Annotated in this window: 18 protein-coding genes; 13 read left to right on the forward strand and 5 right to left on the reverse strand. The window is 72.0% G+C overall.

What is annotated here, in order from left to right:
• Positions 1-123 precede the first annotated feature (123 nt).
• The gene (rlmN, locus tag ACFVU9_RS41815; RefSeq protein ID WP_380443884.1) at positions 124-1,263 is read left to right on the forward strand and encodes a 23S rRNA (adenine(2503)-C(2))-methyltransferase RlmN; all 1,140 of its coding nucleotides are present in this window, start codon (positions 124-126) and stop codon (positions 1,261-1,263) included.
• A 19-nt stretch (positions 1,264-1,282) separates the two neighbouring features.
• Here rlmN and ACFVU9_RS41820 read toward each other — a convergent pair whose 3' ends face one another.
• The 4 genes from ACFVU9_RS41820 to ACFVU9_RS41835 form a co-directional block, all read right to left on the reverse strand.
• The gene (locus ACFVU9_RS41820; protein WP_380443886.1) at positions 1,283-2,434 is read right to left on the reverse strand and encodes a hypothetical protein; all 1,152 of its coding nucleotides are present in this window, start codon (positions 2,432-2,434) and stop codon (positions 1,283-1,285) included.
• A 24-nt stretch (positions 2,435-2,458) separates the two neighbouring features.
• On the reverse strand, positions 2,459-3,214 hold the full coding sequence (locus ACFVU9_RS41825; protein ID WP_380443888.1) for an ABC transporter ATP-binding protein: 756 nt from the start codon (positions 3,212-3,214) through the stop codon (positions 2,459-2,461).
• A gap of 231 nt (positions 3,215-3,445) precedes the next feature.
• Positions 3,446-4,840, reverse strand: a complete 1,395-nt coding sequence (locus tag ACFVU9_RS41830) for an aspartate aminotransferase family protein (RefSeq protein ID WP_380443890.1) — start codon at positions 4,838-4,840, stop codon at positions 3,446-3,448.
• Complete coding sequence (locus tag ACFVU9_RS41835) at positions 4,837-5,310, reverse strand: Lrp/AsnC family transcriptional regulator (protein ID WP_030306695.1); 474 nt, start codon at positions 5,308-5,310, stop codon at positions 4,837-4,839. Before ACFVU9_RS41835 ends, ACFVU9_RS41830 begins: the two co-directional genes overlap by 4 nt.
• Before the next feature lie 299 nt (positions 5,311-5,609).
• Between ACFVU9_RS41835 and ACFVU9_RS41840 the strand changes: the two genes are divergently transcribed.
• The 3 genes from ACFVU9_RS41840 (at position 5,610) to ACFVU9_RS41850 (ending at position 9,821) form a co-directional block, all read left to right on the forward strand.
• Entirely contained in the window at positions 5,610-7,055 is a 1,446-nt protein-coding gene (locus tag ACFVU9_RS41840; RefSeq protein WP_380443892.1) for a gamma-aminobutyraldehyde dehydrogenase, read from the forward strand.
• A gap of 135 nt (positions 7,056-7,190) precedes the next feature.
• Positions 7,191-8,549, forward strand: a complete 1,359-nt coding sequence (locus ACFVU9_RS41845) for an aspartate aminotransferase family protein (RefSeq protein ID WP_380443894.1) — start codon at positions 7,191-7,193, stop codon at positions 8,547-8,549.
• Positions 8,550-8,618: 69 nt separating this feature from the next.
• Positions 8,619-9,821 (forward strand): spermidine/putrescine ABC transporter substrate-binding protein, encoded by a 1,203-nt coding sequence (locus ACFVU9_RS41850; protein WP_380443896.1) that lies wholly within the window; start codon positions 8,619-8,621, stop codon positions 9,819-9,821.
• A gap of 3 nt (positions 9,822-9,824) precedes the next feature.
• Here ACFVU9_RS41850 and ACFVU9_RS41855 read toward each other — a convergent pair whose 3' ends face one another.
• Positions 9,825-11,477 (reverse strand): PucR family transcriptional regulator, encoded by a 1,653-nt coding sequence (locus ACFVU9_RS41855; protein WP_380499317.1) that lies wholly within the window; start codon positions 11,475-11,477, stop codon positions 9,825-9,827.
• A gap of 281 nt (positions 11,478-11,758) precedes the next feature.
• Between ACFVU9_RS41855 and ACFVU9_RS41860 the strand changes: the two genes are divergently transcribed.
• The 9 genes from ACFVU9_RS41860 to ACFVU9_RS41900 all read left to right on the forward strand — a co-directional run bounded on the left by ACFVU9_RS41860 (position 11,759) and on the right by ACFVU9_RS41900 (position 22,222).
• Complete coding sequence (locus tag ACFVU9_RS41860) at positions 11,759-13,270, forward strand: gamma-aminobutyraldehyde dehydrogenase (protein ID WP_380443900.1); 1,512 nt, start codon at positions 11,759-11,761, stop codon at positions 13,268-13,270.
• A gap of 55 nt (positions 13,271-13,325) precedes the next feature.
• On the forward strand, positions 13,326-14,576 hold the full coding sequence (locus tag ACFVU9_RS41865; RefSeq protein WP_387602700.1) for a spermidine/putrescine ABC transporter substrate-binding protein: 1,251 nt from the start codon (positions 13,326-13,328) through the stop codon (positions 14,574-14,576).
• 43 nt (positions 14,577-14,619) lie between these two features.
• Positions 14,620-15,759 carry an ABC transporter ATP-binding protein gene (locus ACFVU9_RS41870; RefSeq protein WP_380443904.1) on the forward strand — a complete coding sequence of 380 codons (1,140 nt, stop codon included), beginning with the start codon at positions 14,620-14,622 and terminating at the stop codon, positions 15,757-15,759.
• A gap of 23 nt (positions 15,760-15,782) precedes the next feature.
• A complete protein-coding gene (locus ACFVU9_RS41875; protein WP_380443924.1) occupies positions 15,783-16,676 on the forward strand; it encodes an ABC transporter permease in 894 nt (297 codons plus the stop codon).
• On the forward strand, positions 16,676-17,479 hold the full coding sequence (locus tag ACFVU9_RS41880; RefSeq protein ID WP_380443906.1) for an ABC transporter permease: 804 nt from the start codon (positions 16,676-16,678) through the stop codon (positions 17,477-17,479). The genes ACFVU9_RS41875 and ACFVU9_RS41880 overlap by 1 nt, the downstream gene beginning before the upstream one ends.
• Positions 17,480-17,565: 86 nt before the next feature.
• Positions 17,566-18,960 (forward strand): NAD(P)/FAD-dependent oxidoreductase, encoded by a 1,395-nt coding sequence (locus ACFVU9_RS41885; protein WP_380499321.1) that lies wholly within the window; start codon positions 17,566-17,568, stop codon positions 18,958-18,960.
• A 131-nt stretch (positions 18,961-19,091) separates the two neighbouring features.
• Positions 19,092-19,523 carry a hypothetical protein gene (locus ACFVU9_RS41890; RefSeq protein ID WP_380443910.1) on the forward strand — a complete coding sequence of 144 codons (432 nt, stop codon included), beginning with the start codon at positions 19,092-19,094 and terminating at the stop codon, positions 19,521-19,523.
• Between the two features lie 71 nt (positions 19,524-19,594).
• On the forward strand, positions 19,595-20,440 hold the full coding sequence (locus ACFVU9_RS41895; protein WP_387602715.1) for a hypothetical protein: 846 nt from the start codon (positions 19,595-19,597) through the stop codon (positions 20,438-20,440).
• 258 nt (positions 20,441-20,698) lie between these two features.
• Positions 20,699-22,222: a CoA-acylating methylmalonate-semialdehyde dehydrogenase gene (locus tag ACFVU9_RS41900; RefSeq protein WP_380443914.1), complete on the forward strand. Its 1,524-nt coding sequence runs from the start codon at positions 20,699-20,701 to the stop codon at positions 22,220-22,222.
• Positions 22,223-22,711: the final 489 nt, after the last annotated feature.

Raw genomic sequence — 22,711 nt, forward strand, 5'->3', positions numbered from 1 at the left:
CGCGCGTGTCTGCGCCGCCCGCCCCGGAGTTCTCCTGCTCCCTTCGCGCCGCCTCCCTGCGCGGTGGTGCCGCGCCTGCGCCAGAGCCGGGCGCCCTCGCGCGTCTGCGACACTGGAACAACCATGCCTAAGCCCGGAGAACTCACGTTTGTCGCGCCGCGCGGCGCCAAGCCCCCGCGACACCTCGCCGACCTCAGCCCCGCCGAGCGCAAGGAGGCCGTCGCCGAGCTGGGCGAGCAGCCGTTCCGCGCCAAGCAACTGTCGAACCACTACTTCGGCCGGCTGTCGAACGACCCGGCGGGCTGGACGGACATCCCCGCCGCCAGCCGGGAGAAGCTGACCGGGAGCCTGCTGCCCGAGCTGATGTCGGTGGTCCGGCACGTCTCCTGCGACGACGACGCGACCCGCAAGACGCTGTGGAAGCTGTTCGACGGCACGCTCGTCGAGTCGGTGCTGATGCGCTACCCCGACCGGGTGACCATGTGCATCAGCTCGCAGGCCGGCTGCGGCATGAACTGCCCGTTCTGCGCGACCGGCCAGGCCGGTCTGACCCGCAACCTGTCCACCGCCGAGATCGTCGAGCAGATCGCCGCCGGGATGCGCGCGCTCAGGGTCGGCGAGTTCGGGGCGCGCGGGGGCTCGTCCGCCGAGGACGGGAGCGGCCCCGGCAGCGAGGCGCGGCTGTCCAACGTCGTCTTCATGGGGATGGGCGAGCCGCTCGCCAACTACAACCGGGTGCTGGCCGCGATCCGCCGGCTGACCGACCCGGCGCCGGACGGCTTCGGCCTGTCCCAGCGCGGCATCACCGTCTCCACCGTCGGCCTCGTCCCGGCGATGAACCGCTTCGCCGACGAGGGCCTCAGCTGCCGCCTCGCGCTGTCGCTGCACGCCCCGGACGACGAGCTGCGCGACGAGCTGGTGCCGGTGAACACCCGGTGGAAGGTCGCCGAGGTGCTGGACGCGGCGTGGAACTACGCGGAGAAGTCCGGCCGCCGGGTCTCCATCGAGTACGCGCTGATCAAGGACATCAACGACCAGGCGTGGCGGGCGGACCTGCTCGGCCGGCTGATCAAGAACCACCGGGTGCACGTCAACCTGATCCCGCTGAACCCGACGCCGGGTTCGAAGTGGACCGCCTCCCGGCCCGAGGACGAGCGCGAGTTCGTCCGGCGGCTGCAGTCGCACGGCGTGCCGACGACCGTCCGCGACACCCGCGGCCAGGAGATCGACGGCGCCTGCGGCCAGCTCGCGGCCGCAGGCTGAGGACGCCCGGGACCGGGGACTAGCGGAGTCCGGCGGCGGCCAGTGCGGCCGTCGCCCCGCCGGTGACCAGCAGGGCCGTGCCGACGGCCAGCGTGCGCAGGGCGACCGCGCCGAACAGCAGCCGGGGCGAGGTGCCGAGGCGCAGCAGCGCGTCGGTGACGTCCCGGCGGTCGGTGCGGACCTCGGCGAGGCGGGCGGCGACGGCCGCGGCCGCGCAGCCGAGGACCAGGCAGGCCTCGACGGCGGGCAGGGCGTCGGCGCTGCCGGGGGTGCCGATCCAGTAGCGGATGGTGGTGAGCACCATCGCGACGACGAGGGTGAGCACGGCCAGCGGCGCGCCGAGGCGGCGGGCCTGTGCGGTGAGTCCGCGCCCGGCCAGCAGGCGCAGCGGGGTGGGCCGGCCGAGGGCGAGCAGGCGACCGGTCCAGCCGAGCAGCGGGCCGGTGATCAGGGCGAGGCCGAGGGCGCTCGCGGCCCAGCCGCCGAGCGCGGCGACGCTGGTGCTGCCGAGTCCGGCGGGCAGGTGGACCGGGCGGCCGTCGGCGGGGGCGCCGGGCCGCAGGGCGATCAGTTCGAGGGCGAGGCCGACCACGGCCAGGCCGATCGGCACGGCGACCCGCAGCGGCCCGAAGCCGGTGGGGGTGGTGCGGCGGCCGCCGGGCAGGGTCTCGGCGAAGGGCACCGCGCAGGCCGCGGCGATGCCGGCGGTGATCGGCACGAGCGCGAGCAGGGTGAGCGGGGCGGCGGCCGGCAGCGGCACGCCCATGCCGAGGTCGGGGGCGAGCGAGGGCCCGGCGATGTCGTTGCGCAGGACCAGGAAGACGAGCAGGGTGAGCACGCTGCCGAGGGTGCAGGCGAGGGCGACCTCGCCGGCGATCAGGCCGCGGATCCGGCCGGAGCCGGCCCCGGCGGCGGTGAGGCCGGTGATCCGTTCGGGCCGCTGGGCGGGGACGGCGCGGGCGGCGACGGCGGCGAACCAGGCCACGGCGGCCAGCGGGGGCAGGCACCACAGCAGCCGCACGAGCGCGTCGGCGTCGCCGGGCCGGTCGCTCATCGCCCGGCCGAGGGCGCGCAGCAGGAAGGCGGCGACCACCGCGGAGGCGAGGGCGGTGAGCAGCCAGCGGCCGAGGTCGGGCACCCGGTAGCCCCGGGCTAGGCGGAGATAGAACACGTCGACTCTTTCAGCGGCTCGTCGTCAGCGGCGGGTGGCCGAGACGGCCGAGGCGCCGGTGGTGCCCGGTGCGGCGGGGCCGCGCGGGACGGGGGCGGCGGGGGCGGTGAGCCGTCCGTCGACGAGGGCGACGGCGCGGTCCGCGAACCGGACGAGCTCCGGGTCGTGCGTGGCCAGGACGAGGGTGAGCTGGTGGGAGCGGGCCGCGCTGGTCAGTATCCGCAGGACCTGGTCGGCGGCCTCGCGGTGGAGCGGCGCGGTGGGGTCGTCGGCGAAGACGACGGGCGGCAGCGGGGCGAGCGCGCGGGCGACGGCGATCCGCTGGCGCTGGCTCTGCAGCAGCCGGTCGGGGCGGTGGCGGGCGATGTCGCCGACGTCGAGGCGCTCCAGCCACTCGGAGGCGGCGGTGTAGGCGGCCTTGTTGCCGGCGCCGGCGAGCAGGAGCGGCAGGGCGACGTTCTCCCGGGCGGTCAGTTCGGGCACCAGGTGGGGTTCGGAGCCGACGAAGCCGAAGCGGTCGCGGCGCAGCCGTTCGCGGCCGGCCCGGGTGAGGGTGTGCACGGGGGCGCTGTTGAACCAGACCTCGCCCTGGTCGACCGGGAGTTGGGCGGAGAGGCAGCCGAGCAGGGTGCTCTTGCCGGAGCCGCGGGGTCCGGTGACGGCGAGGACCTCGCCCTCGCGGACGCCGATCGAGATGCCGCGCAGGGCGGGGGTGCCGTGATGGGACTTGACGATCCCCCGGGCCCACAGCACGTCGTTGTCAGGCGGTGCCGCTGACATGAGGTTCCATCCTGGATGGCCGCAGGGATATGACAGTCGTCAGATTAGAACGACGGGGACCCCGCGCGGTTGCGGCGCACTGGGCCATCGCGGGCATATCACCCGCAATCAGGCATGTTTGGGTGCGAACGCCGACCGGAAACGACCGGATCGGCACCGGAACGCACCGAAGGGCGGCCCCGCGGGAGCGGGGCCGCCCTTCGGCGGAGGGTGGGAAAGAGGATCAGCTGATCAGAGCTTCGCCCACGCGTCGGTGAGGCTGGTCCGCAGGATCTGCTCGATCTCGTCGAAGGTCGACTGGTCGGAGATCAGCGGCGGGGCCAGCTGGACGACCGGGTCGCCGCGGTCGTCGGCGCGGCAGTACAGGCCGTTGTCGAAGAGCGCCTTCGACAGGAAGCCGTAGAGCACGCGCTCGGTCTCCTCGTCGTTGAAGGACTCCTTGGTGACCTTGTCCTTGACGAGCTCGATGCCGTAGAAGTACCCGTTGCCGCGGACGTCGCCGACGATCGGCAGGTCGCGCAGCTTGCTCAGGGTGCCCAGGAAGCGCGACTCGTTGTCGAGCACGTGCTGGTTCAGGCCCTCGCGCTCGAAGATGTCGAGGTTGGCCAGCGCGACGGCGGACGACACCGGGTGACCGGCGAAGGTGTAGCCGTGCAGGAAGGTGTTGTCGCCCTTGTAGAACGGCTCGGCGATGCGGTCGGAGATGATCGTCGCGCCGATCGGGGAGTAGCCCGAGGTCATGCCCTTGGCGCAGGTGATCATGTCCGGCACGTAGCCGAACTTGTCGGCGCCGAACATGGTGCCGAGGCGGCCGAAGGCGCAGATGACCTCGTCCGAGACCAGCAGCACGTCGTGGCGGTCGCAGATCTCGCGCAGGCGCTGGAAGTAGCCGGGCGGCGGCGGGAAGCAGCCGCCGGCGTTCTGCACCGGCTCGACGAACACGGCGGCGACGGTGTCGGCGCCCTCGAAGAGGATGGCCTCCTCGACCTGGTCGGCGCACCAGCGGCCGTACGCCTCGGGGTCGACGGTGCCGTCGGGGCCCTCCAGGTAGTGCGGGGCGCGGTAGATGTTGGTGTTCGGGGCCTTGTGGGTGCCCGGCACCAGCGGCTCGAACGGGGCCTTCAGACCCGGCAGGCCGGTGATCGACAGGGCGCCCTGGGGGGTGCCGTGGTAGGCGATCGCGCGGGAGATGACCTTGTACTTGGTCGGCTTGCCGATCAGCTTGAAGTACTGCTTGGCGAGCTTCCAGGCGGTCTCGACGGCCTCGCCGCCGCCGGTGGAGAAGAAGACCTTGTTCAGGTCGCCCGGGGCGTAGTTGGCGAGGCGCTCGGCCAGTTCGACGGCCTTGGGGTGCGCGTAGCTCCAGATCGGGAAGAACGCGAGTTCCTTGGCCTGCTTGGCGGCCACCTCGGCGAGCTCGGTGCGGCCGTGACCGGCCTGCACGACGAACAGGCCGGCCAGGCCGTCGATGTACTTCCGGCCCTTGTCGTCCCAGATGTACGTGCCCTCGCCCTTGACGATGGTCGGTACGGGGGAGTTCTCGTACGACGACATGCGGGTGAAGTGCATCCACAGGTGGTCGTAGGCGGTCTTGGAAAGGTCCTTCTGGGCCGGGTCGGCTGTCATCGGGTGCCCCAGGTGTAGGTCTGTTTCCGGAGCTTCAGGTAAACGAAACTCTCGGTGCTCCGCACGCCGGGAAGCGCGCGGATGCGCTTGTTGATCATTTCGAGCAGGTGCTCGTCGTCCTCGCAGACCAGTTCGGCCAGGAGGTCGAACGAGCCGGCGGTGCAGACGACGTAGTCGACCTCGTCGAGGGCGGCCAGCGCGTCGGCGACGGGTTCGATGTCGCCCTCGACCCGGATCCCGACCATCGCCTGGCGGGTGAAGCCGACGGTGAGCGGGTCGGTGACGGCGACGATCTGCATCACGCCCTGGTCGAGCAGCTTCTGGACGCGCTGGCGCACGGCCGCCTCGGACAGGCCGACGGCCTTGCCGATGGCGGCGTACGGGCGGCGCCCGTCCTCCTGGAGCTGCTCGATGATCGCCTTGGAGGCGGCGTCGAGGGGAACGCTGGCGTTCCGGTCGCGGTTGGCCACGCCGCAACTGTGCCTGATCGTTCCCGTGTTCGCAACCGTGGAAACTGCTGATTTCGTCGCGATCTCAGAAATCGCGTACGGATTTCATCGTCCGAGTGCGTCGGGGCTGTCGATCCCCTCCGTGTTCCGGCTACCCTGGCACGGTACGCGCGCGGCGACGCAGCGCAGCGCGCGTTCCCCCACCAGTGGACCGCGGCCGTCCGGGCCCGGCCACTCGGCACCCTTCGTACGCCGCGGCCGCGGACGTACCATGGCGCCGGACTCTGCAACGCCGCAGGACCAGACCGAGGAGAGACCCCGTGAGCGACCTTCGCACGCTGCGCAACTACATCAACGGTGAGTTCGTCGACGCGGCCGACGGCCGCACGCTCGACATCGTCGACCCGACCACCGGCGAGGTCTACGCGACGTCCCCGCTGTCCGGTGCAGCGGACGTCGACGCCGCGATGGCCTCGGCCGCCGCCGCCTTCCCGGTCTGGCGCGATGCCACCCCGAGCACCCGCCAGAAGCTGCTCCTGAAGATCGCCGACGCCGTCGAGGCGCGCGCCGACGAGATCGTCGACGCCGAGGTGCGCAACACCGGCAAGCCCCGCGCGCTGACCCTCTCCGAGGAGATCGGCCCGATGGTGGACCAGATCCGCTTCTTCGCCGGCGCCGCGCGCCTGCTGGAGGGCAAGGCCGCCGGTGAGTACATGGACGGGATGACCTCGATCATCCGCCGCGAGCCGGTCGGCGTCTGCGCCCAGGTCGCGCCGTGGAACTACCCGATGATGATGGCCGTCTGGAAGTTCGCCCCGGCGATCGCCGCGGGCAACGCCGTCGTGCTGAAGCCCTCGGACACCACCCCGGCCTCCACCGTGCTGCTGGCCGAGATCATCGGCGGCATCCTCAAGGACCTGGAGCTGCCGGCCGGCGTCTTCAACGTCATCTGCGGCGACCGCGAGACCGGCAAGCTGATGGTCGAGCACCGCACCCCGGCGATGGCCTCCATCACCGGTTCGGTCCGGGCCGGCATCCAGGTCGCCGAGTCGGCCTCCAAGGACGTCAAGCGCGTGCACCTGGAGCTGGGCGGCAAGGCCCCGGTCGTGGTGTTCGAGGACGCCGACATCGCCGAGGCCGTCGAGGGCATCTCGGTGGCGGGCTTCTTCAACGCCGGCCAGGACTGCACCGCGGCCACCCGCGTGCTGGTGCACGACTCGATCCACGACGCCTTCGTCGAGGCGCTGGCGAAGGCCGCGGCCGAGACCAAGACCGGCGGCGTGGACGACGAGGACGTGCTGTACGGCCCGCTGAACAACGCCAACCAGCTGAAGCAGGTGGCCGGCTTCATCGAGCGGCTGCCCGCCCACGCCAAGGTCGAGACCGGTGGCCACCGGGTAGGCGAGCAGGGCTACTTCTACGCCCCGACCGTCGTCTCCGGCCTCAAGCAGGACGACGAGATCATCCAGAACGAGGTCTTCGGCCCGGTCATCACCGTGCAGCGGTTCACCGACGAGGACCAGGCCGTCGAGTACGCCAACGGCGTCGAGTTCGCGCTGGCCTCCTCGGTGTGGACCAAGGACCACGCCCGCGCCATGCGGATGTCGCGCCGCCTGGACTTCGGCTGCGTGTGGATCAACACCCACATCCCGCTGGTCGCCGAGATGCCGCACGGCGGCTTCAAGAAGTCCGGCTACGGCAAGGACCTCTCGGCCTACGGCTTCGAGGACTACACCCGGGTGAAGCACGTCATGACTGCCATCTGATCGTTGGTATGAACTGACATGAGGCCCGGGTCGATTCGACCCGGGCCCTGTGTCTTTGCACCCTGTCGGCCGTTCGCGTGACCGACTGACAAGATGAAACTGCACTTCGGGCACCGGACTCCCTAGCCTTGCCGCATGAGCATCCCCACCGCTGACTCAGCCGCAGGCCAGGCCGTCAAGGCCGCCGACCGCGCGCACGTCTTCCACTCGTGGTCCGCCCAGGCGCTGATCGACCCCCTCGCGGTGGCCGGCGCCGAGGGCTCGTACTTCTGGGACTACGAGGGGAACCGCTACCTCGACTTCTCCTCGCAGTTGGTGAACACCAACATCGGGCACCAGCACCCGAAGGTGGTCGCCGCGATCCAGGAGCAGGCGGCGAAGCTCTGCACGCTCGCGCCCGGCTTCGCGGTCGAGCCGCGCAGCGAGGCCGCCCGGCTGATCGCCGAGCGCACCCCCGGCGACCTGGACAAGATCTTCTTCACCAACGGCGGCGCCGAGGCCAACGAGAACGCCATCCGGCTGGCCCGGCTGCACACCGGCCGGCAGAAGGTGCTCTCCACCTACCGCTCGTACCACGGCGCCACCGCCAACGCGATCGCCCTCACCGGCGACCCGCGCCGCTGGGCCAACGACACCGGCGTCTCCGGCGTGGTGCACTTCTGGGGCCCGTACGCCTACCGCTCCAACTTCCACGCCGAGAACGAGGCGCAGGAGTGCGAGCGCGCGCTGGAGCACCTGGAGCAGGTGATCGCGTTCGAGGGGCCGGGCACGGTCGCGGCCGTCATCCTGGAGACCGTGGTCGGCACCGCGGGCATCCTGATCCCGCCGCCGGGCTACCTCGCCGGGGTGCGGGAGATCTGCGACCGCTACGGGATCGTGTTCATCCTCGACGAGGTGATGGCGGGCTTCGGCCGCACCGGCGAGTGGTTCGCCGCCGACCACTGGGGCGTCACCCCGGACCTGCTGACCTTCGCCAAGGGCGTCAACTCCGGCTACGTGCCGCTCGGCGGCGTGGCGATCAGCGCCGCGATCGCCGCCGACTTCGACGAGCGGCCCTTCCCCGGCGGGCTCACCTACTCCGGCCACCCGCTGGCCTGCGCCTCCGCCGTCGCGACCATCAACGCGATGGCCGAGGAGCGCATCGTCGAGCACGCCAAGCACATCGGCGAGACCGTGCTCGGCCCCGGCCTGCGCGAGCTGGCCGATCGGCACCCCTCGATCGGCGAGGTGCGCGGCCTCGGCGTGTTCTGGGCGCTGGACCTGGTCAAGAACCGCGAGACCCGCGAGCCGCTGGTGCCCTACAACGCCGCCGGCGCCGCCAACGCGCCGATGGGCGAACTGGCCGCCGCCTGCAAGCAGCGCGGGCTCTGGCCGTTCGTCAACATGAACCGCTTCCATGTCGTCCCCCCGTGCACCGTCACGGAGGAGGAGGCCAAGACCGGCCTCGCGGTGCTCGACGAGGTGCTGTCGCTCGCCGACGCGCACACTGTCTGACGTAACGAATCGGACGGCCCCGGGTGCCTCGGTGCGCCCGGGGCCGTCCCACGCTCCGGAGGCCCCACCATGCCCAGCACCACCACGTCCCGACGTCCGTTGAACCCCCGTGCGCTGCGCCGACGTTCGGTGCTCGGCGGCGGGGCCGCGCTGCTCGGTGCCGGCGCGCTGAGCGGCTGCGGGATCCCGTCCGCGTACGTGGCCGAGGACCGCCGCTCGGCGCCGGACCGCTCGGAGACCGACCGGCGGATGGCGTTCTCCAACTGGACGCAGTACATCGACGTCGACGACCGGGGCCGGCGGCCGACGCTCGACGCCTTCACCGAGAAGACCGGGATCGCGGTCACCTACACCGAGGACATCAACGACAACGACGAGTTCTTCGGCAAGATCAGCCCGGTGCTCACCGAGGGCGCCGACCCCGGCCGGGACCTCATGGTGATCAGCGACTGGATGGCCGGGCGGTACGTCTCGCTCGGCTGGGTGCAGGCCATGGACCGGGCCAACCTGCCCAACGTCACGGCCAACCTGGACCCGCAGCTCGCCCGGCCGGCCTTCGACCCCGGGCGCCGGCGCAGCGTGCCCTGGCAGTCCGGGATCACCGGCATCGCGTACAACCGCAAGGCGATCGGCCGCGAGCTCGGGTCGACGGCGGACCTGTGGGCGCCCGACCTCAAGGGCCGGGTGACGCTGTTCGCCGGGCTGGACGAGGCGCTCGGGCTGCTCATGCTCTCCCAGGGCGCCGACGTCTCCCGGTTCACCGACGACGACGCGCACCGCGCGATGGACCTCGTGCAGAAGATGGTCGACAACGGCCACGTCCGCCGCTTCACCGGCAACGACTACACCGGCGACCTCGCCTCCGGCGCCGCGCTCGCCTGCCAGGCGTACTCCGGCGACGCCGTCCAGCTCACCGCCGAGAACCCGGACATCGCGTTCCTCGTGCCGGAGGAGGGCGCCGAGCTGTGGGCGGAGAGCCTGATGATCCCCAACCGGGCGGAGCACAAGCGCAACGCCGAGCTGCTGATCGACTACTACTACCAGCCCGAGGTCGCCGCGCAGCTCGCCGCCGCCGTCCAGTACATCTGCCCGGTGCCGGCCGCGCGCGAGGTCCTCGCGGCGAGCGGTGACAAGGACAAGGCCGAGCTGGCGGAGAACCCGCTGGTCTTCCCCACCGACGAGATGCGCGCCCGGCTGCGCACCATGCGCGACGTGACCTCGGCCGAGCGGCCCGCGCTGCACAAGGTCTGGGGGCGCATCACCGGGGTCTGAGGTTCACCGGCGGACGGCGTCGAGGGCGAGCAGCGCCACGTGCAGGGAGAGGCAGGACTCCACCTGGTCGAGGTCGACGCCGAGGATCCGCTCGACCTTGTGCAGCCGGTCGTAGAAGGACGGCCGGGACAGGTGCGCGGCGTCGGCCGCGGCGGACTTGTTCCGGCCCTGCTCCAGGTAGATCCGCAGCATCCGCACCAACTGGCCGTTGTGCTCGGCGTCGTGGGCGAGCAGCGGGCCCAGCTCCCGCTCGACGTAGGTCTGCAGGCGGGCGTCGTCGCGCAGGAGGTGCAGGAGGCCGCGCAGGCGCACGTCGGGCAGCCGGTAGTAGGACGACGTCCGGGCGCCGGGCGCGTCGTGCAGGGCCGCGTCGGCGACCTGGGTGGCCTCCAGGAGGGTGCGCCGGGCGTCGCGGACCGAGCCGACCGAGGAGCCGACCGCGACCACCGGTTCCGGCCCGGGGCCGGCGTCGCGCGCGGCCTCCGCCGCCATCCGGCGCAGCGCGGCCGAGAAGGCGTCCAGCGCGGCGTGCTCGTCCTGCTGCGTGCCGAGGGCGATCAGGACACCGACGCCCTCGTCGTCCAGCGCGCCGACCAGGGCCGACAGCCGGCAGGCTCGGACGGCGCCAGCGGCCAGCTCGGTGAAGTCGCGCAGCCGGGCCTGCGCCTCCAGGGCGGCCGGGATCGGCCCGCGCCGCTGCCGCAGCACGACGCCGACCAGCCGGCGGCCCTCCAGCGGGACGCCGAGCGCCTGGGCGCGCAGGGCGGCCTCGGAGACGGTCAGCGCGTGGGTGAGGATGCCGGACAGCAGGGTGCGGTGGGTCTGCCGCTCCAGGCTCTCCCGGTCGCGCACCACGAGCCGGTTGAGCGCGAGGGCGGAGGCGCCGCGCTCCAGCAGCATGGCGTGCGGGTGCGCCTCGCCGGAGGGCAGTGCGCCGGGCTCCTGGACGAGCACGAGCCGGCCCCAGTCCTGGCCGCGCGCGCCGACCGTGGTCACCAGCCAGCCGCTGCGCGGGTCGTGGCCGGTGCGGCCGGGCGGGCGCACCCCGCGCGAGCGGCGCTCCCAGTCCTCCAGCAGTTCGGCCTCGGGGCGGCCGGCGGCGTCGTGTGCGAGCACCTGGTGGGCGAGGTTCTCCAGGACGACGGGTGCGCCGGCGATCCGGGCCACCTGGCGGATGACCTCGGGGGGTTCGGCGCCCTCGACGACCAGCTCGTTGAACACCTGGTGGACGGCCTCGGAGGCGCGCAGCTGGTCGAGCTGGGCGTTGACGACCAGGGCGTGAACGGCCTCGGTGACGGCGACGAAGCGCAGTTCGCGGCGCAGTGCGATCAGCGGCAGGCCGCGCTGTTCGGCGGCGTGCACCAGGGCGCGGGGGAGCGTGTCGAAGTAGCGCCGGCCGAACTCGATGACCAGCCCGGCGACGCCGACGTCGGCCAGCTCGCGGACGTAGCGGGCGAGTCCGTCGCGGTCCTCGGGCAGCGCGATGCCGGTGGTGAGGACCAGCTCGCCGCCGCGCAGCATCCCGGCGACGTCGGGCAGCTCGCTGACGTGGACCCAGCGGACCGGCCGCTCCAGGTGGTCGGCGCCGGCGACGACCTGGGGCAGGCCGCGCCGCATCACCTCCAGGTCGAGCACGCGGGCGACGGTGGGGAGCATCGCGAGGGCCTCCAGAGCTCCTAGGGGATCCACAGTGTCAGGTAAATCATCCTGCTCACGACGAACTGTTGGGCTGTTCGGCACCTTGCAGGTTGTAAGGCCCTTCGTGTCGAGACTGTCGGAGTGACCCTTGTCACGCCGTCGCGGCAGCGGGCATGGTCAGCGGGTCGGCTGTGGCGAAGATCCGGACACCGGAATCCGTCGCGTCAGCAGGAAAGAGGCAGTGGAATCCCCTGCCCGGGGAACGTCGCACTGCCGGAACCGGCACTTGGAGGAACCAGATGGACCTGACCGACTTCGGCGCCGGCGCGCAGTACATCGCCGGCCGGCAGAGCCGGGGGAGCGGCGGGCCTTTCCAGGTCGTCAACCCCGCGGACGGCAGCGTGGTCGAACAGGTCGCCCTGGCCACCACCGCGGAGGTCGACGCGGCCGTGGCCGCCGCCCGGGCCGCGCTGCCCGGCTGGGCCGCCGCGACCCCCGGCGCCCGCGCCGAGGCGCTGAACCGGCTGGCCGCCGTCCTCACCCGGGCCGGCGACGACCTCGCCCGGGTGGAGACCGCGCAGACCGGCAAGCCCGTCCGGCTGGCCACCGAGTTCGACGTGCCCGGCACCATCGACAACGCCGCCTTCTTCGCCGGGGCCGCCCGCAACCTGGAGGGCAAGGCGGCCGGCGAGTACTCCGGCGACCACACCTCCTACGTGCGGCGCGAGCCGGTCGGCGTGGTCGGCTCGATCTCGCCGTGGAACTACCCGCTGCAGATGGCCGCCTGGAAGGTCCTCCCGGCGATCGCGGCCGGCAACACGATCGTGCTCAAGCCGGCCGAGCTGACGCCGCTGACCTCGCTGATGTTCGCGAAGGCGTGCACCGAGGCCGGCATTCCCGACGGCGTCGTCAACGTCGTCACCGGTGCCGGGCGCACGGCCGGCGAGCACCTCGTCTCCCACCCGGACGTCGCGATGGTGTCCTTCACCGGCTCCACCGCGGTCGGGCGCAGGGTCGCCGAACTCGCCGTCGCGGGCGTCAAGCGCACCCACCTCGAACTCGGCGGCAAGGCCCCGTTCGTGGTCTTCGACGACGCCGACCTCGACGCCGCCGTGCACGGCGCGGTCGCCGCGTCGCTGATCAACGGCGGCCAGGACTGCACCGCCGCCACCCGCGCGTACGTCCAGCGCCCCCTGTACGACGCGTTCGTGGCCGGCGTGGCCGAGCTGTACGCCGCCGTGCGCGTCGGCAACCCGCTGGACCCCCGCACGGACCTCGGCCCGCTGGTCTCGTACACCCACCGGGACCGCGTGGCCGGCTTCGTCGAGCGCGCCCGCGCGTACGCCACCGTCGTCACCGGCGGCCGGCTCCCCGTGAAGGGCCACGACGGCACCGACCTCGCCCGCGGCGCCTACTACCCGCCCACCCTCGTCACGGACGCCGCCCAGGACAGCGAGATCGTGCAGGGCGAGGTCTTCGGCCCGGTGCTCGTCGTGCTGCCCTTCGACACCGACGACGAGGGCCTGCGGCTGGCCAACGACACCCCCTACGGCCTGGCCGCCTCCGCCTGGACCACCAACGTCCACCGCTCGCTGCGCGCCACCCGGGAGATCGCCGCCGGGTGCGTGTGGGTCAACGACCACATCCCGATCATCAGCGAGATGCCGCACGGCGGCTACAAGGCCTCCGGCTACGGCAAGGACATGTCCCAGTACTCGCTGGACGAGTACACGCAGGTCAAGCACGTCATGTTCGACACCACCGCGGTGGCCCGCAAGGACTGGCACCGCACCGTCTTCGGCGACAGATGACCCCCGGCCGGCGGGTGCCCCCCACACCCCCGACTTCCCCCAGGAGGCCCGTTCCATGGCGTTCAACGAGCTCACCGACGGTCTGCCCGAACCGGTCCGAAGGGCCTGGGAACGCAGCCTGACCAGCGGCAGGGCCGCGATCGGCCGCCGCACCCTGCTGCGCGCCGCCGCGCTGACCGCCGGGGCCGGCACCCTGGCCGCCTGCGGCATCCCGGCCGCTCCCCGGGTGAGCGGCGATTCGAGCGCCAACGCGGCCGAGGACCACTCGGCCGGCGAGAAGGAGGTCGCGTTCTCCAACTGGCCGCTCTACGTGGACACCGAGGAGAAGGACAAGCAGAAGCACGGCACCCTGGACGCCTTCACCGCGGCCACCGGGATCACGGTCAAGTACACCGAGGACGTCAACGACAACGTCGAGTTCTTCGGCAAGATCAAGCCGCAGCTGGCGTCCGGCCAGGACACCGGCCGCGACCTGGTGGTGCTCACCGACTGGATGTGCGGCCGGCTGATCCGGCTCGGCTGGGCGCAGAAGCTGGACCCGGCCAACGTCACCACCGCCATCACCAACGTCGAGGCACGCTTCCGCGCCCCCGACTGGGACCCGGGGCGGCTCTACACCTACCCGTGGGCCGGCATCCAGGTCGTCGTCGCCTACAACAAGAAGGCCACCAAGGGGAAGGAGGTCACGAGCGTCTCCCAGCTGCTCGACGACCCCGAGCTCAAGGGCCGGGTGACCTTCCTGTCCGAGATGCGCGACACGATCGGGATGGTCCTGCTCGACATGGGCAAGGACCCGGCGAAGTTCACCGCCGACGACTACGGCGCCGCGATCGCCCGGCTGCAGAAGGGCGTCGACGACAAGCAGATCCGCCGCTTCACCGGCAACGACTACGGCCAGGAGCTCTCCTCCGGCGACATCGCCGCGTGCGTCGCGTGGGGCGGCGACCTGATCCAACTGCGCGCCGACAACCCGGACATCGAGTTCGTCATCCCCGAGAAGGGCTACGTCGCCTCGACCGACAACCTGCTGGTGCCGGCCAGGGCGCGACACAAGGCGAACGCGGAGAAGCTGATCGACTTCTACTATCAGCCCAAGATCGCGGCGCAGCTGGTCGCGGGCATCGGCTACGTCTCGGCCGTCACCGGGATGAAGGACGAGCTCGCCACGCTCGCCCCGGACACCGCGGCCAACCCGCTGGTCGTCCCCACCCCCGAGATGGCGACGAAGGCGCACGTGTTCCGCACCCTCACCGAGGGCGAGGAGAGCGACTTCGAGGAGAAGTTCTCCAAGCTCATCGGTGCCTGACCAGCCCCCGGCCGAGACCGCAGAAACCAGGAAGACACCCCAGATGACAGACCAGCAGCGCGACGCGGCCGGCGGCGACGTCCGCCTCACCGGCATCGGCAAGACCTACGGCTCCTTCACCGCCGTCCACCCGCTCGACCTGACCGTGCCCCAGGGCTCCTTCTTCGCCCTGCTCGGCGCCTCCGGCTGCGGCAAGACCACCACCCTGCGCATGATCGCCGGGCTGGAGGAGCCCACCGGCGGCACCGTCCTGATCGGCGGCCAGGACGTCACCGCCCTGCCCCCGTACAAGCGGCCGGTCAACACGGTCTTCCAGAGCTACGCGCTCTTCCCGCACCTCGACATCTTCGAGAACGTCGCCTTCGGCCTGCGGCGGCGCGGGAAGAAGGACGTGAAGAAGCAGGTCGAGGAGATGCTCGAACTCGTCGAACTCGGCCCGTACGCGCGGCGCAAGCCGCACCAGCTCTCCGGCGGCCAGCAGCAGCGCGTCGCCGTCGCCCGCGCCCTGATCAACCACCCGCAGGTGCTGCTCCTCGACGAGCCGCTCGGCGCCCTCGACCTCAAGCTCCGCCGCCAGATGCAGCTGGAGCTCAAGCGGATCCAGACCGAGGTCGGCATCACCTTCGTCCACGTCACCCACGACCAGGAGGAGGCCATGACGATGGCCGACACCATCGCGGTGATGAACGGCGGCCGGGTCGAACAACTCGGCGCCCCCGCGGACCTGTACGAGAACCCCGCCACCACCTTCGTGGCCAACTTCCTCGGGCAGTCCAACCTGCTGCCCGCCGAGGTGACCGGCGACGAGGGCGGCGACCTGCTGCTCACCGTGGCCGGCGCCCGGCTCGCCGTGCCGAAGGCGCGCTGCTCCACCGGCTCCCGGCAGGTCCACCTCGGCGTCCGGCCCGAGAAGATCACCATCGAGCACGGCTCGGCCGAGGTCGCCGACGGCCGCAACCGGCTGGCCGGCACCGTCCTCGACTCCAGCTTCATCGGCGTCTCCACCCAGTACGTCGTGCGCACCGACGGCGGCCAGGAGGTGACGGTCTTCGAGCAGAACATGGAGCGCGACGCCCGGATCGTGCCCGGCGCCCCCGTCGTCCTGCACTGGAACCCGGCCCACTCCTTCGCCCTGGACGCCGCGCAGGCGATCGACGCGGGCACCGCGGAGGAGGCCGCGTGACCGCCACCACCCCGGCCGCCGCGATCCCGCTGAAGGAACCCGGACCGAAGCCGAAGCGCAAGCTCACCCCGTACTGGCTGCTGCTGCCCGGCATCGCCTGGCTGGTCGTCTTCTTCGCCGTGCCGATGCTGTACCAGGCGTCCACCTCGCTGCAGACCGGTTCGCTCGAAGCGGGCTTCAAGGTCACCTGGCACGTCTCGACGTACTGGGACGCCCTGGTCGAGTACAAGTGGCACTTCGTCCGGTCGTTCTCCTACGCCGCCGTCGCCACCGTGCTCTGCCTGGCCATCGGCTACCCGCTCGCCTACACGATCGCGTTCAAGGCGAGCCGGCGGTGGCGCAACGTCATCCTGATCCTGGTGATCGCGCCGTTCTTCACCAGCTTCCTGATCCGCACGCTCGCCTGGAAGACGATCCTGTCCGACGGCGGCCCGGTCGTCGGCGCGCTGAACACGCTGCACGTCCTGGACGTCACCAACGCGCTCGGGCTCACCTCCGGCGACCGGGTGCTGGCCACGCCGCTCGCCGTGGTCTGCGGCCTGACCTACAACTTCCTGCCGTTCATGATCCTCCCGCTGTACACCTCGCTGGAGCGGATCGACCCGCGCCTGCACGAGGCCGCCGGCGACCTGTACGCCCGGCCGTTCACCACCTTCCGCAAGGTGACCTTCCCGATCTCGCTGCCGGGTGTCGTCGCGGGCACGCTGCTCACCTTCATCCCGGCGTCCGGCGACTACATCAACGCGCAGCTGCTGGGCTCGCCGAGCGAGCAGATGGTCGGCAACGGCATCCAGAAGCAGTTCCTGAACGTGCTCGACTACCCGACGGCCGCCGCGCTGAGCTTCATCCTGATGGCGCTGATCCTGGTCATGGTGACGGTCTACATGCGCAAGGCCGGGACGGAGGAGCTGGTCTGATGTCCCGCATCTTCAAGTGGATCCGCGCCCACCTGGTCGTGCTGGCCGGGCTGGCGGCGCTCGCCTACCTGGTGCTGCCGAACCTCGTGGTGCTCGCGTTCTCGTTCAACAAGCCGGTGGGCAAGTTCAACTACGAGTGGAACGAGTTCTCCACCGACGCCTGGACCAACCCCTGCGGCGTGGCCGACATGTGCCAGTCGCTCTCGCTGAGCCTGCGGATCGCGGTGCTCGCCACCATCGGTGCGACCGTCCTCGGCACCATGGTCGCCTTCGCCCTGGCCCGCCATCGCTTCCGCGGCCGCGCCGCCACCACGGCGATGATCTTCCTGCCGATGGCCATGCCCGAGGTCGTCATGGCCGCCTCGCTCGGCACGCTCTTCCTCAACATGCGCATCCCGTTCGGCTTCACCACGATCCTCATCGCGCACATCATGTTCTGCCTCAGCTTCGTGGTGACGGCGGTCAAGGCGCGCGTGATGAGCATGGACCCGCGGCTCGAACAGGCTGCCCAGGACCTCTACGCGACCCCCGTCCAGACCTTCCTCCGGGTCACGCTGCCGCTGGCCGCCCCCGGCATCGCGGCGGGCGCGCTGCTCAGCTTCGCGCTCTCCTTCGACGACTTCATCATCACCCAGTTCAACTCGGGCCCGACCACGGTCACCTTCCCGATGTTCGTCTGGGGCGCCTCGCAGCGCGGCATCCCGGTGCAGGTGAACGTCATCGGCACCGCGATGTTCATCGCCGCCGTCGCGCTGACCGTCGGCGGGCAGTGGCTCGGCAACCGCCGCAAGGCCGCCGCCTGACGCGGCAAGGGCCACCGCCTGACGTAGATTCGGACCGCGGTGGCCCGTCAAACCATCACCTATCCGTGGAAAGTGGCTGATAATGCATGGACTCCGCCCGCGCACTCAGTGACGCCAGGCCCACTCCCTTCTGGCTGGAGGACCCGGGCCGGCCCGCGGCGCAGCCCGCCCTGGTCGGCGACACCGTCTGCGACCTCCTGGTCGTCGGCGGCGGCTACTCCGGCCTGTGGACCGCGCTCATCGCCAAGGAGCGCGACCCCTCGCTGGACGTCGTCCTGGTCGAGGGGCAGGAGGTCGGGTGGGCCGCGTCCGGGCGCAACGGCGGGTTCTGCGCGGCCAGCCTCACCCACGGCTTCGGCAACGGCCTGCAGCGCTGGCCCGCCGAGCTCGCGCAGCTGGAACGCCTCGGCGCCGCCAACCTCGACGGCATCGAGGACACCCTCAAGCGCTACGGCATCGACGCCGAGTGGGAGCGCACCGGCGAGATCGACATCGCCACCCAGCCCCACCAGGTCGAGGAACTGCACGAGATCGCCGAGGCCGTGCGCGCGTACGGCCTCGACCTCACCGTCCTCGACGCCGACGCGCTGCGCGCCGAGGTGGACTCGCCGACCTTCCTCGGCGGGCTCTGGGACCGCGAGGGCGTGGCCATGGTCCACCCCGCCAAGCTCGCGTGGGGCCTCAAGGAGGCCTGCCTCGGCCAGGGCGTGCGGATCTTCGAGCACACCCGGGCCACCGACCTGCGCGAGTACGGCAGCGGCACGGCCGTCCGCACCCCGTACGGCCGGGTGTTCGCGCGCCGGGTCGCCCTCGGTACCAACGCGTTCCCGTCGCTGGTCAAGCGCGTGCGTCCGTACGTCGTCCCGGTGTACGACTACGCGCTCATGACCGAGCCGCTCAGCGCGGAGCAACTCGCCGCGATCGGCTGGAGCGGGCGGCAGGGGCTCAGCGACAGCGCCAACAAGTTCCACTACTTCCGGCTCACCGCCGACAACCGCATCCTGTGGGGCGGCTACGACGCGGTCTACCACTACGGCGGACACGTCCGGCACGAGTACGACCAGCGGCCGGAGACCTTCCGGACCCTGGCGCACAACTTCTTCCGCTGCTTCCCGCAGCTGGAGGGCCTGCGCTTCACGAACGCGTGGGGCGGCGCCATCGACACCTGCAGCCGGTTCTCGGCGTTCTTCGACACCGCGTACGGCGGCCGGGTCGCCTACGCGGCCGGCTACACCGGGCTCGGCGTCGGGGCCACCCGCTTCGGCGCCGAGGTGATGCTCGACCTGCTCGCGGGCGAGCGCACCGAGCGCACCTCGCTGGAGATGGTGCGCCGCAAGCCGCTGCCGTTCCCGCCCGAGCCGGTCCGCTGGGCCGGCATCGAGATCACCACCCGCTCGCTGCAGCGCGCCGACCGCAACGGCGGACACCGCAACCTGTGGCTGCGCACGTTGGACCGATTGGGGCTCGGTTTCGACAGCTGACCCCGGCATCCACGGTTTTCCGTCCGAGTCGGTGTAAGAGAGACCCGCCGTCCACCTCTCCTTGGTGGCGGCGGGTCTCGGCATCCCCGCCGCGCCCTGAACGGTACGAGCGGCACGAAGCGGGGACAGACATGGAGAGCACCGGACTGCACTGGCTCGCCCAGGCGGCACCCGACCCGGAGGGCTTCCGGACGCAGTGGGAACGCACCGGGCTGGGCCTGATGCTGCTGCCCGCCGGCCGCCGCTGGGACGTCCTGTCCGTCCCGGCCAGGCTCGGGCGCCCGGCCCTGGACATCCTCGACGGCGGCTTCTGCGGGCCGGCCCTCGCCGACTTCGGGGACGAGCACGTCAGCTTCCTCGTTCCTGTCGGCACCGCCGCCCGCTGGGTCGGCACCGGCGTGCGGTGCGCGGGGGAGGGCACCTGGATCGTCGTCCCGCACCCCGAGCGCAGCAGCCGGGGGGTGCGCTGGCTGGTCCCGCCCGACGGGTCCGGACGGCTCAACGACCCGGTGCTGCTGGAGCTGGCCCTCCACGAGGCCGCCGCGGACCTCAGCGACTGGTGACGGGTGCCGCCCGGCCGCCCCGCGCCCCGGCAGGTGGCGCGGGGGAGGGGTGGTCGCGGCAGACTGGAGGCGTGACCACCGCCCCGGACGCGCTCGACCCCGTCCTCCGACCGGGCCCGGCCCAGCTGCGGCTCGCCGAACTGGCCGCGCCCCTGTGCGACCGGTACGGGCTCGCGCTGGCCGGCGGCCACGCGCTGCGCGCCCACGGCGTGGCGGCCTGCGACCAGGACGGGCTCACCCTGGTGGCCGGCGGCGCGGAGCGGGGCGACGCCGGGCTGCCGGAGGTGGCCGCCGTGCTCGCCGTCGCCTACCGCGCGGCGGGCGGCGAGGCCACCGAGCGGCCCGGCACGCCGCGGCTCGAACAGCTCGCCGTCCGGCTCGGGCTCGGCGGGCGGACCCACTCGGTCGAGCTGCGCAAGGAGCCGCTCGCGCACCGGGCGGTGCGGCTCGTGCTCGGGCCCGGCGCGGCGGGGGAATCCGGCGCGTCCGCGGCGCCGCCGGCGCCGGTGGTCCTGCCGGTCGTGGCCCTGGAGGACGCGGCGGCGCTGACCACCGCGCTGCTCGTCGACCGGGGCATGCCGCGCGACCTGATCGACGTCCACGCGCTCACCGCCAACTACCGGGCCGGTGAACTCGTGGCGCTGGCAAGCGCGTTGGACAACGACTTCCAGCCGACGGCGCTCGCCGAGCGGCTGGAGACGCTGGCCGAGGCGGCGGACGGCCGGTTCCGCGCCCGGGGCTTCGCCGCGGACGCGGTGGCCGGGCTGAAGCGGTGGGCGCTGGAGTGGGCGCAGGACCTGCGGCTGGACCTGCTGGAGACGCAGGAGGCGGCGGACGGGCTGCACGACCCGTACCTGGAGGACCCGGAGCTGGTCGACACGGCGGATCTGGACGACCTGCCCGACGACGAGGGCTGAGCGGCCCGGCACGCCGGCCGGGTTCCCCCGCCCGGTGCGCCGGGCCGGGTTCCCCCGTCCGGCCGAGCGACCGGACGACCTGTAAGGCTGAATCCCGGATCCCCGTCAGCCTGTTCGTTGAGGCCGGGCCCGGCGGCGACCAGACTGGGTGACGAGCGCGGTAGCCCCGTGATTCCCGTCGCCCGGCCCACTCGCGGGCGGCGCCAGACAAGGGACCGGCGGCAGGACGCCGCCCGGGACTTCGGAGGCAGACGGACCTTGAGCAAGCACATCACCCACTGGATCGGCGGCGAGCCCGTCGCCACCGCCGGCGCGGCCCCCCGCCGCGGCGACCTCTTCGACCCGGCCACCGGCCAGGTCACCGGCCAGGTCGACTTCGCCGGGATCGCCGAGGTCGACCAGGCCGTGGCCGCCGCGGCCTCGGCCTTCGCCGACTGGCGCACCGCCTCGATCGCCAAGCGCACCACGGTGCTCTTCGCCTTCCGCGAGCTGCTCAACGCCCGCCGCGACGAGCTGGCCCGGATCATCGTGTCCGAGCACGGCAAGGTCCACTCCGACGCGCTCGGCGAGATCGCCCGCGGCCTGGAGGTCGTCGAGTACGCGTGCGGCATCCCGCAGCTGCTCAAGGGCGGCTACACGGAGCAGGCGTCCACCGGCATCGACGTCTACTCGATCCGCCAGCCGCTCGGCCCGGTCGCGATCATCTCGCCGTTCAACTTCCCGGCCATGGTGCCGATGTGGTTCTTCCCGCTCGCCATCGCGGCCGGCAACACCGTGGTGGTGAAGCCCTCCGAGAAGGACCCGTCCGCCGCGAACTTCCTCGCCGGGCTGTGGAAGGAGGCCGGGCTGCCGGACGGCGTCTTCAACGTCGTGCACGGCGACAAGGTGGCCGTCGACCGCCTGCTGGAGCACCCGGACGTCAAGTCCGTCAGCTTCGTCGGCTCCACCCCCATCGCCCGCTACGTCTACGAGACCGGCACCCGCTACGGCAAGCGCGTGCAGGCCCTCGGCGGCGCAAAGAACCACATGCTGGTGCTGCCGGACGCCGACCTCGACCTCGCCGCCGACGCGGCCGTCAACGCGGGCTTCGGCGCGGCCGGCGAGCGCTGCATGGCCGTGTCCGTGCTGGTCGCGGTCGACCCGGTCGGCGACGAGCTGGTCGACAAGATCAAGCAGCGGATGGCCGGGCTGAAGGTCGGCCCCGGCTGCAACGGCGACTCCGAGATGGGCCCGCTGGTCACCGGCGTCCACCGGGACAAGGTCACCTCCTACGTCGAGTCCGGCCTCGCCGACGGTGCCGAGCTCACCGTGGACGGCCGGAAGCACCCGATCACCGCCGAGGACGAGAACGGCGCCCCGACGGCGGACGGCTTCTGGCTCGGCCCCACGCTGTTCGACCGCGTGCAGCCCGGCATGTCCGTCTACAACGACGAGATCTTCGGCCCGATCCTCTCCGTCGTCCGCGTCTCCTCCTACGAGGAGGGCGTCGCCCTGATCAACGCCAACCCGTACGGCAACGGCACCGCCATCTTCACCAACGACGGCGGCGCGGCCCGGCGCTTCCAGTACGAGGTCGAGGTCGGCATGGTCGGGATCAACGTGCCGATCCCGGTCCCGGTCGCCTACTACTCCTTCGGCGGCTGGAAGGCCTCCCTGTTCGGCGACACCCACGCGTACGGCGCGGACGGCGTCCAGTTCTTCACCCGGGGCAAGGCCGTCACCCAGCGCTGGCTCGACCCGTCGCACGGCGGCATCAACCTCGGCTTCCCCACCAACAGCTGAGCCTCCGCTCCGCAGGACAGCCGGCCGGGCCCTTCCCCCCAGGGCCCGGCCGGCTCTTGTTCGGCCTGCGGTCGCACCCCGTCCCACCTCTCCTTGCACGCCGTTTGCATCGGGGGCCCGGAACGCGTAGTGTTCTCCGAGTTGCCTGACAGGGAGCACCGGACACGCATCGGCGCGGACGGTCCCGGGGCGGCCAATCCTCTGAAACACCACTTCCCGGTCCGGGCTGGGTCGCGTCCTGTCGCGGCTTGGTGCGTATTCGGTGTGCGCGTTTTATTGGGTTGCGGTCGGACTTCGGCTGGATTCGCTTTTCGGAGCGGGGATCGGCTAGAGTTTGAAACGTCGGACGGGGCGTCAAGTCCCGGAAGACACCGGCGAGTTGGATGACGAAGCCCCGGAAAACGGAGCGGAAAACATCTGATAAGCTGGAAACACGAAAGAACGAAGCGCCCGGAGGGCCCGCTGGAAGGCGGCTCGAAGGAAGCGTCC

This window comes from Kitasatospora sp. NPDC057936 (assembly GCF_042887525.1).
GTDB lineage: Bacteria > Actinomycetota > Actinomycetes > Streptomycetales > Streptomycetaceae > Kitasatospora.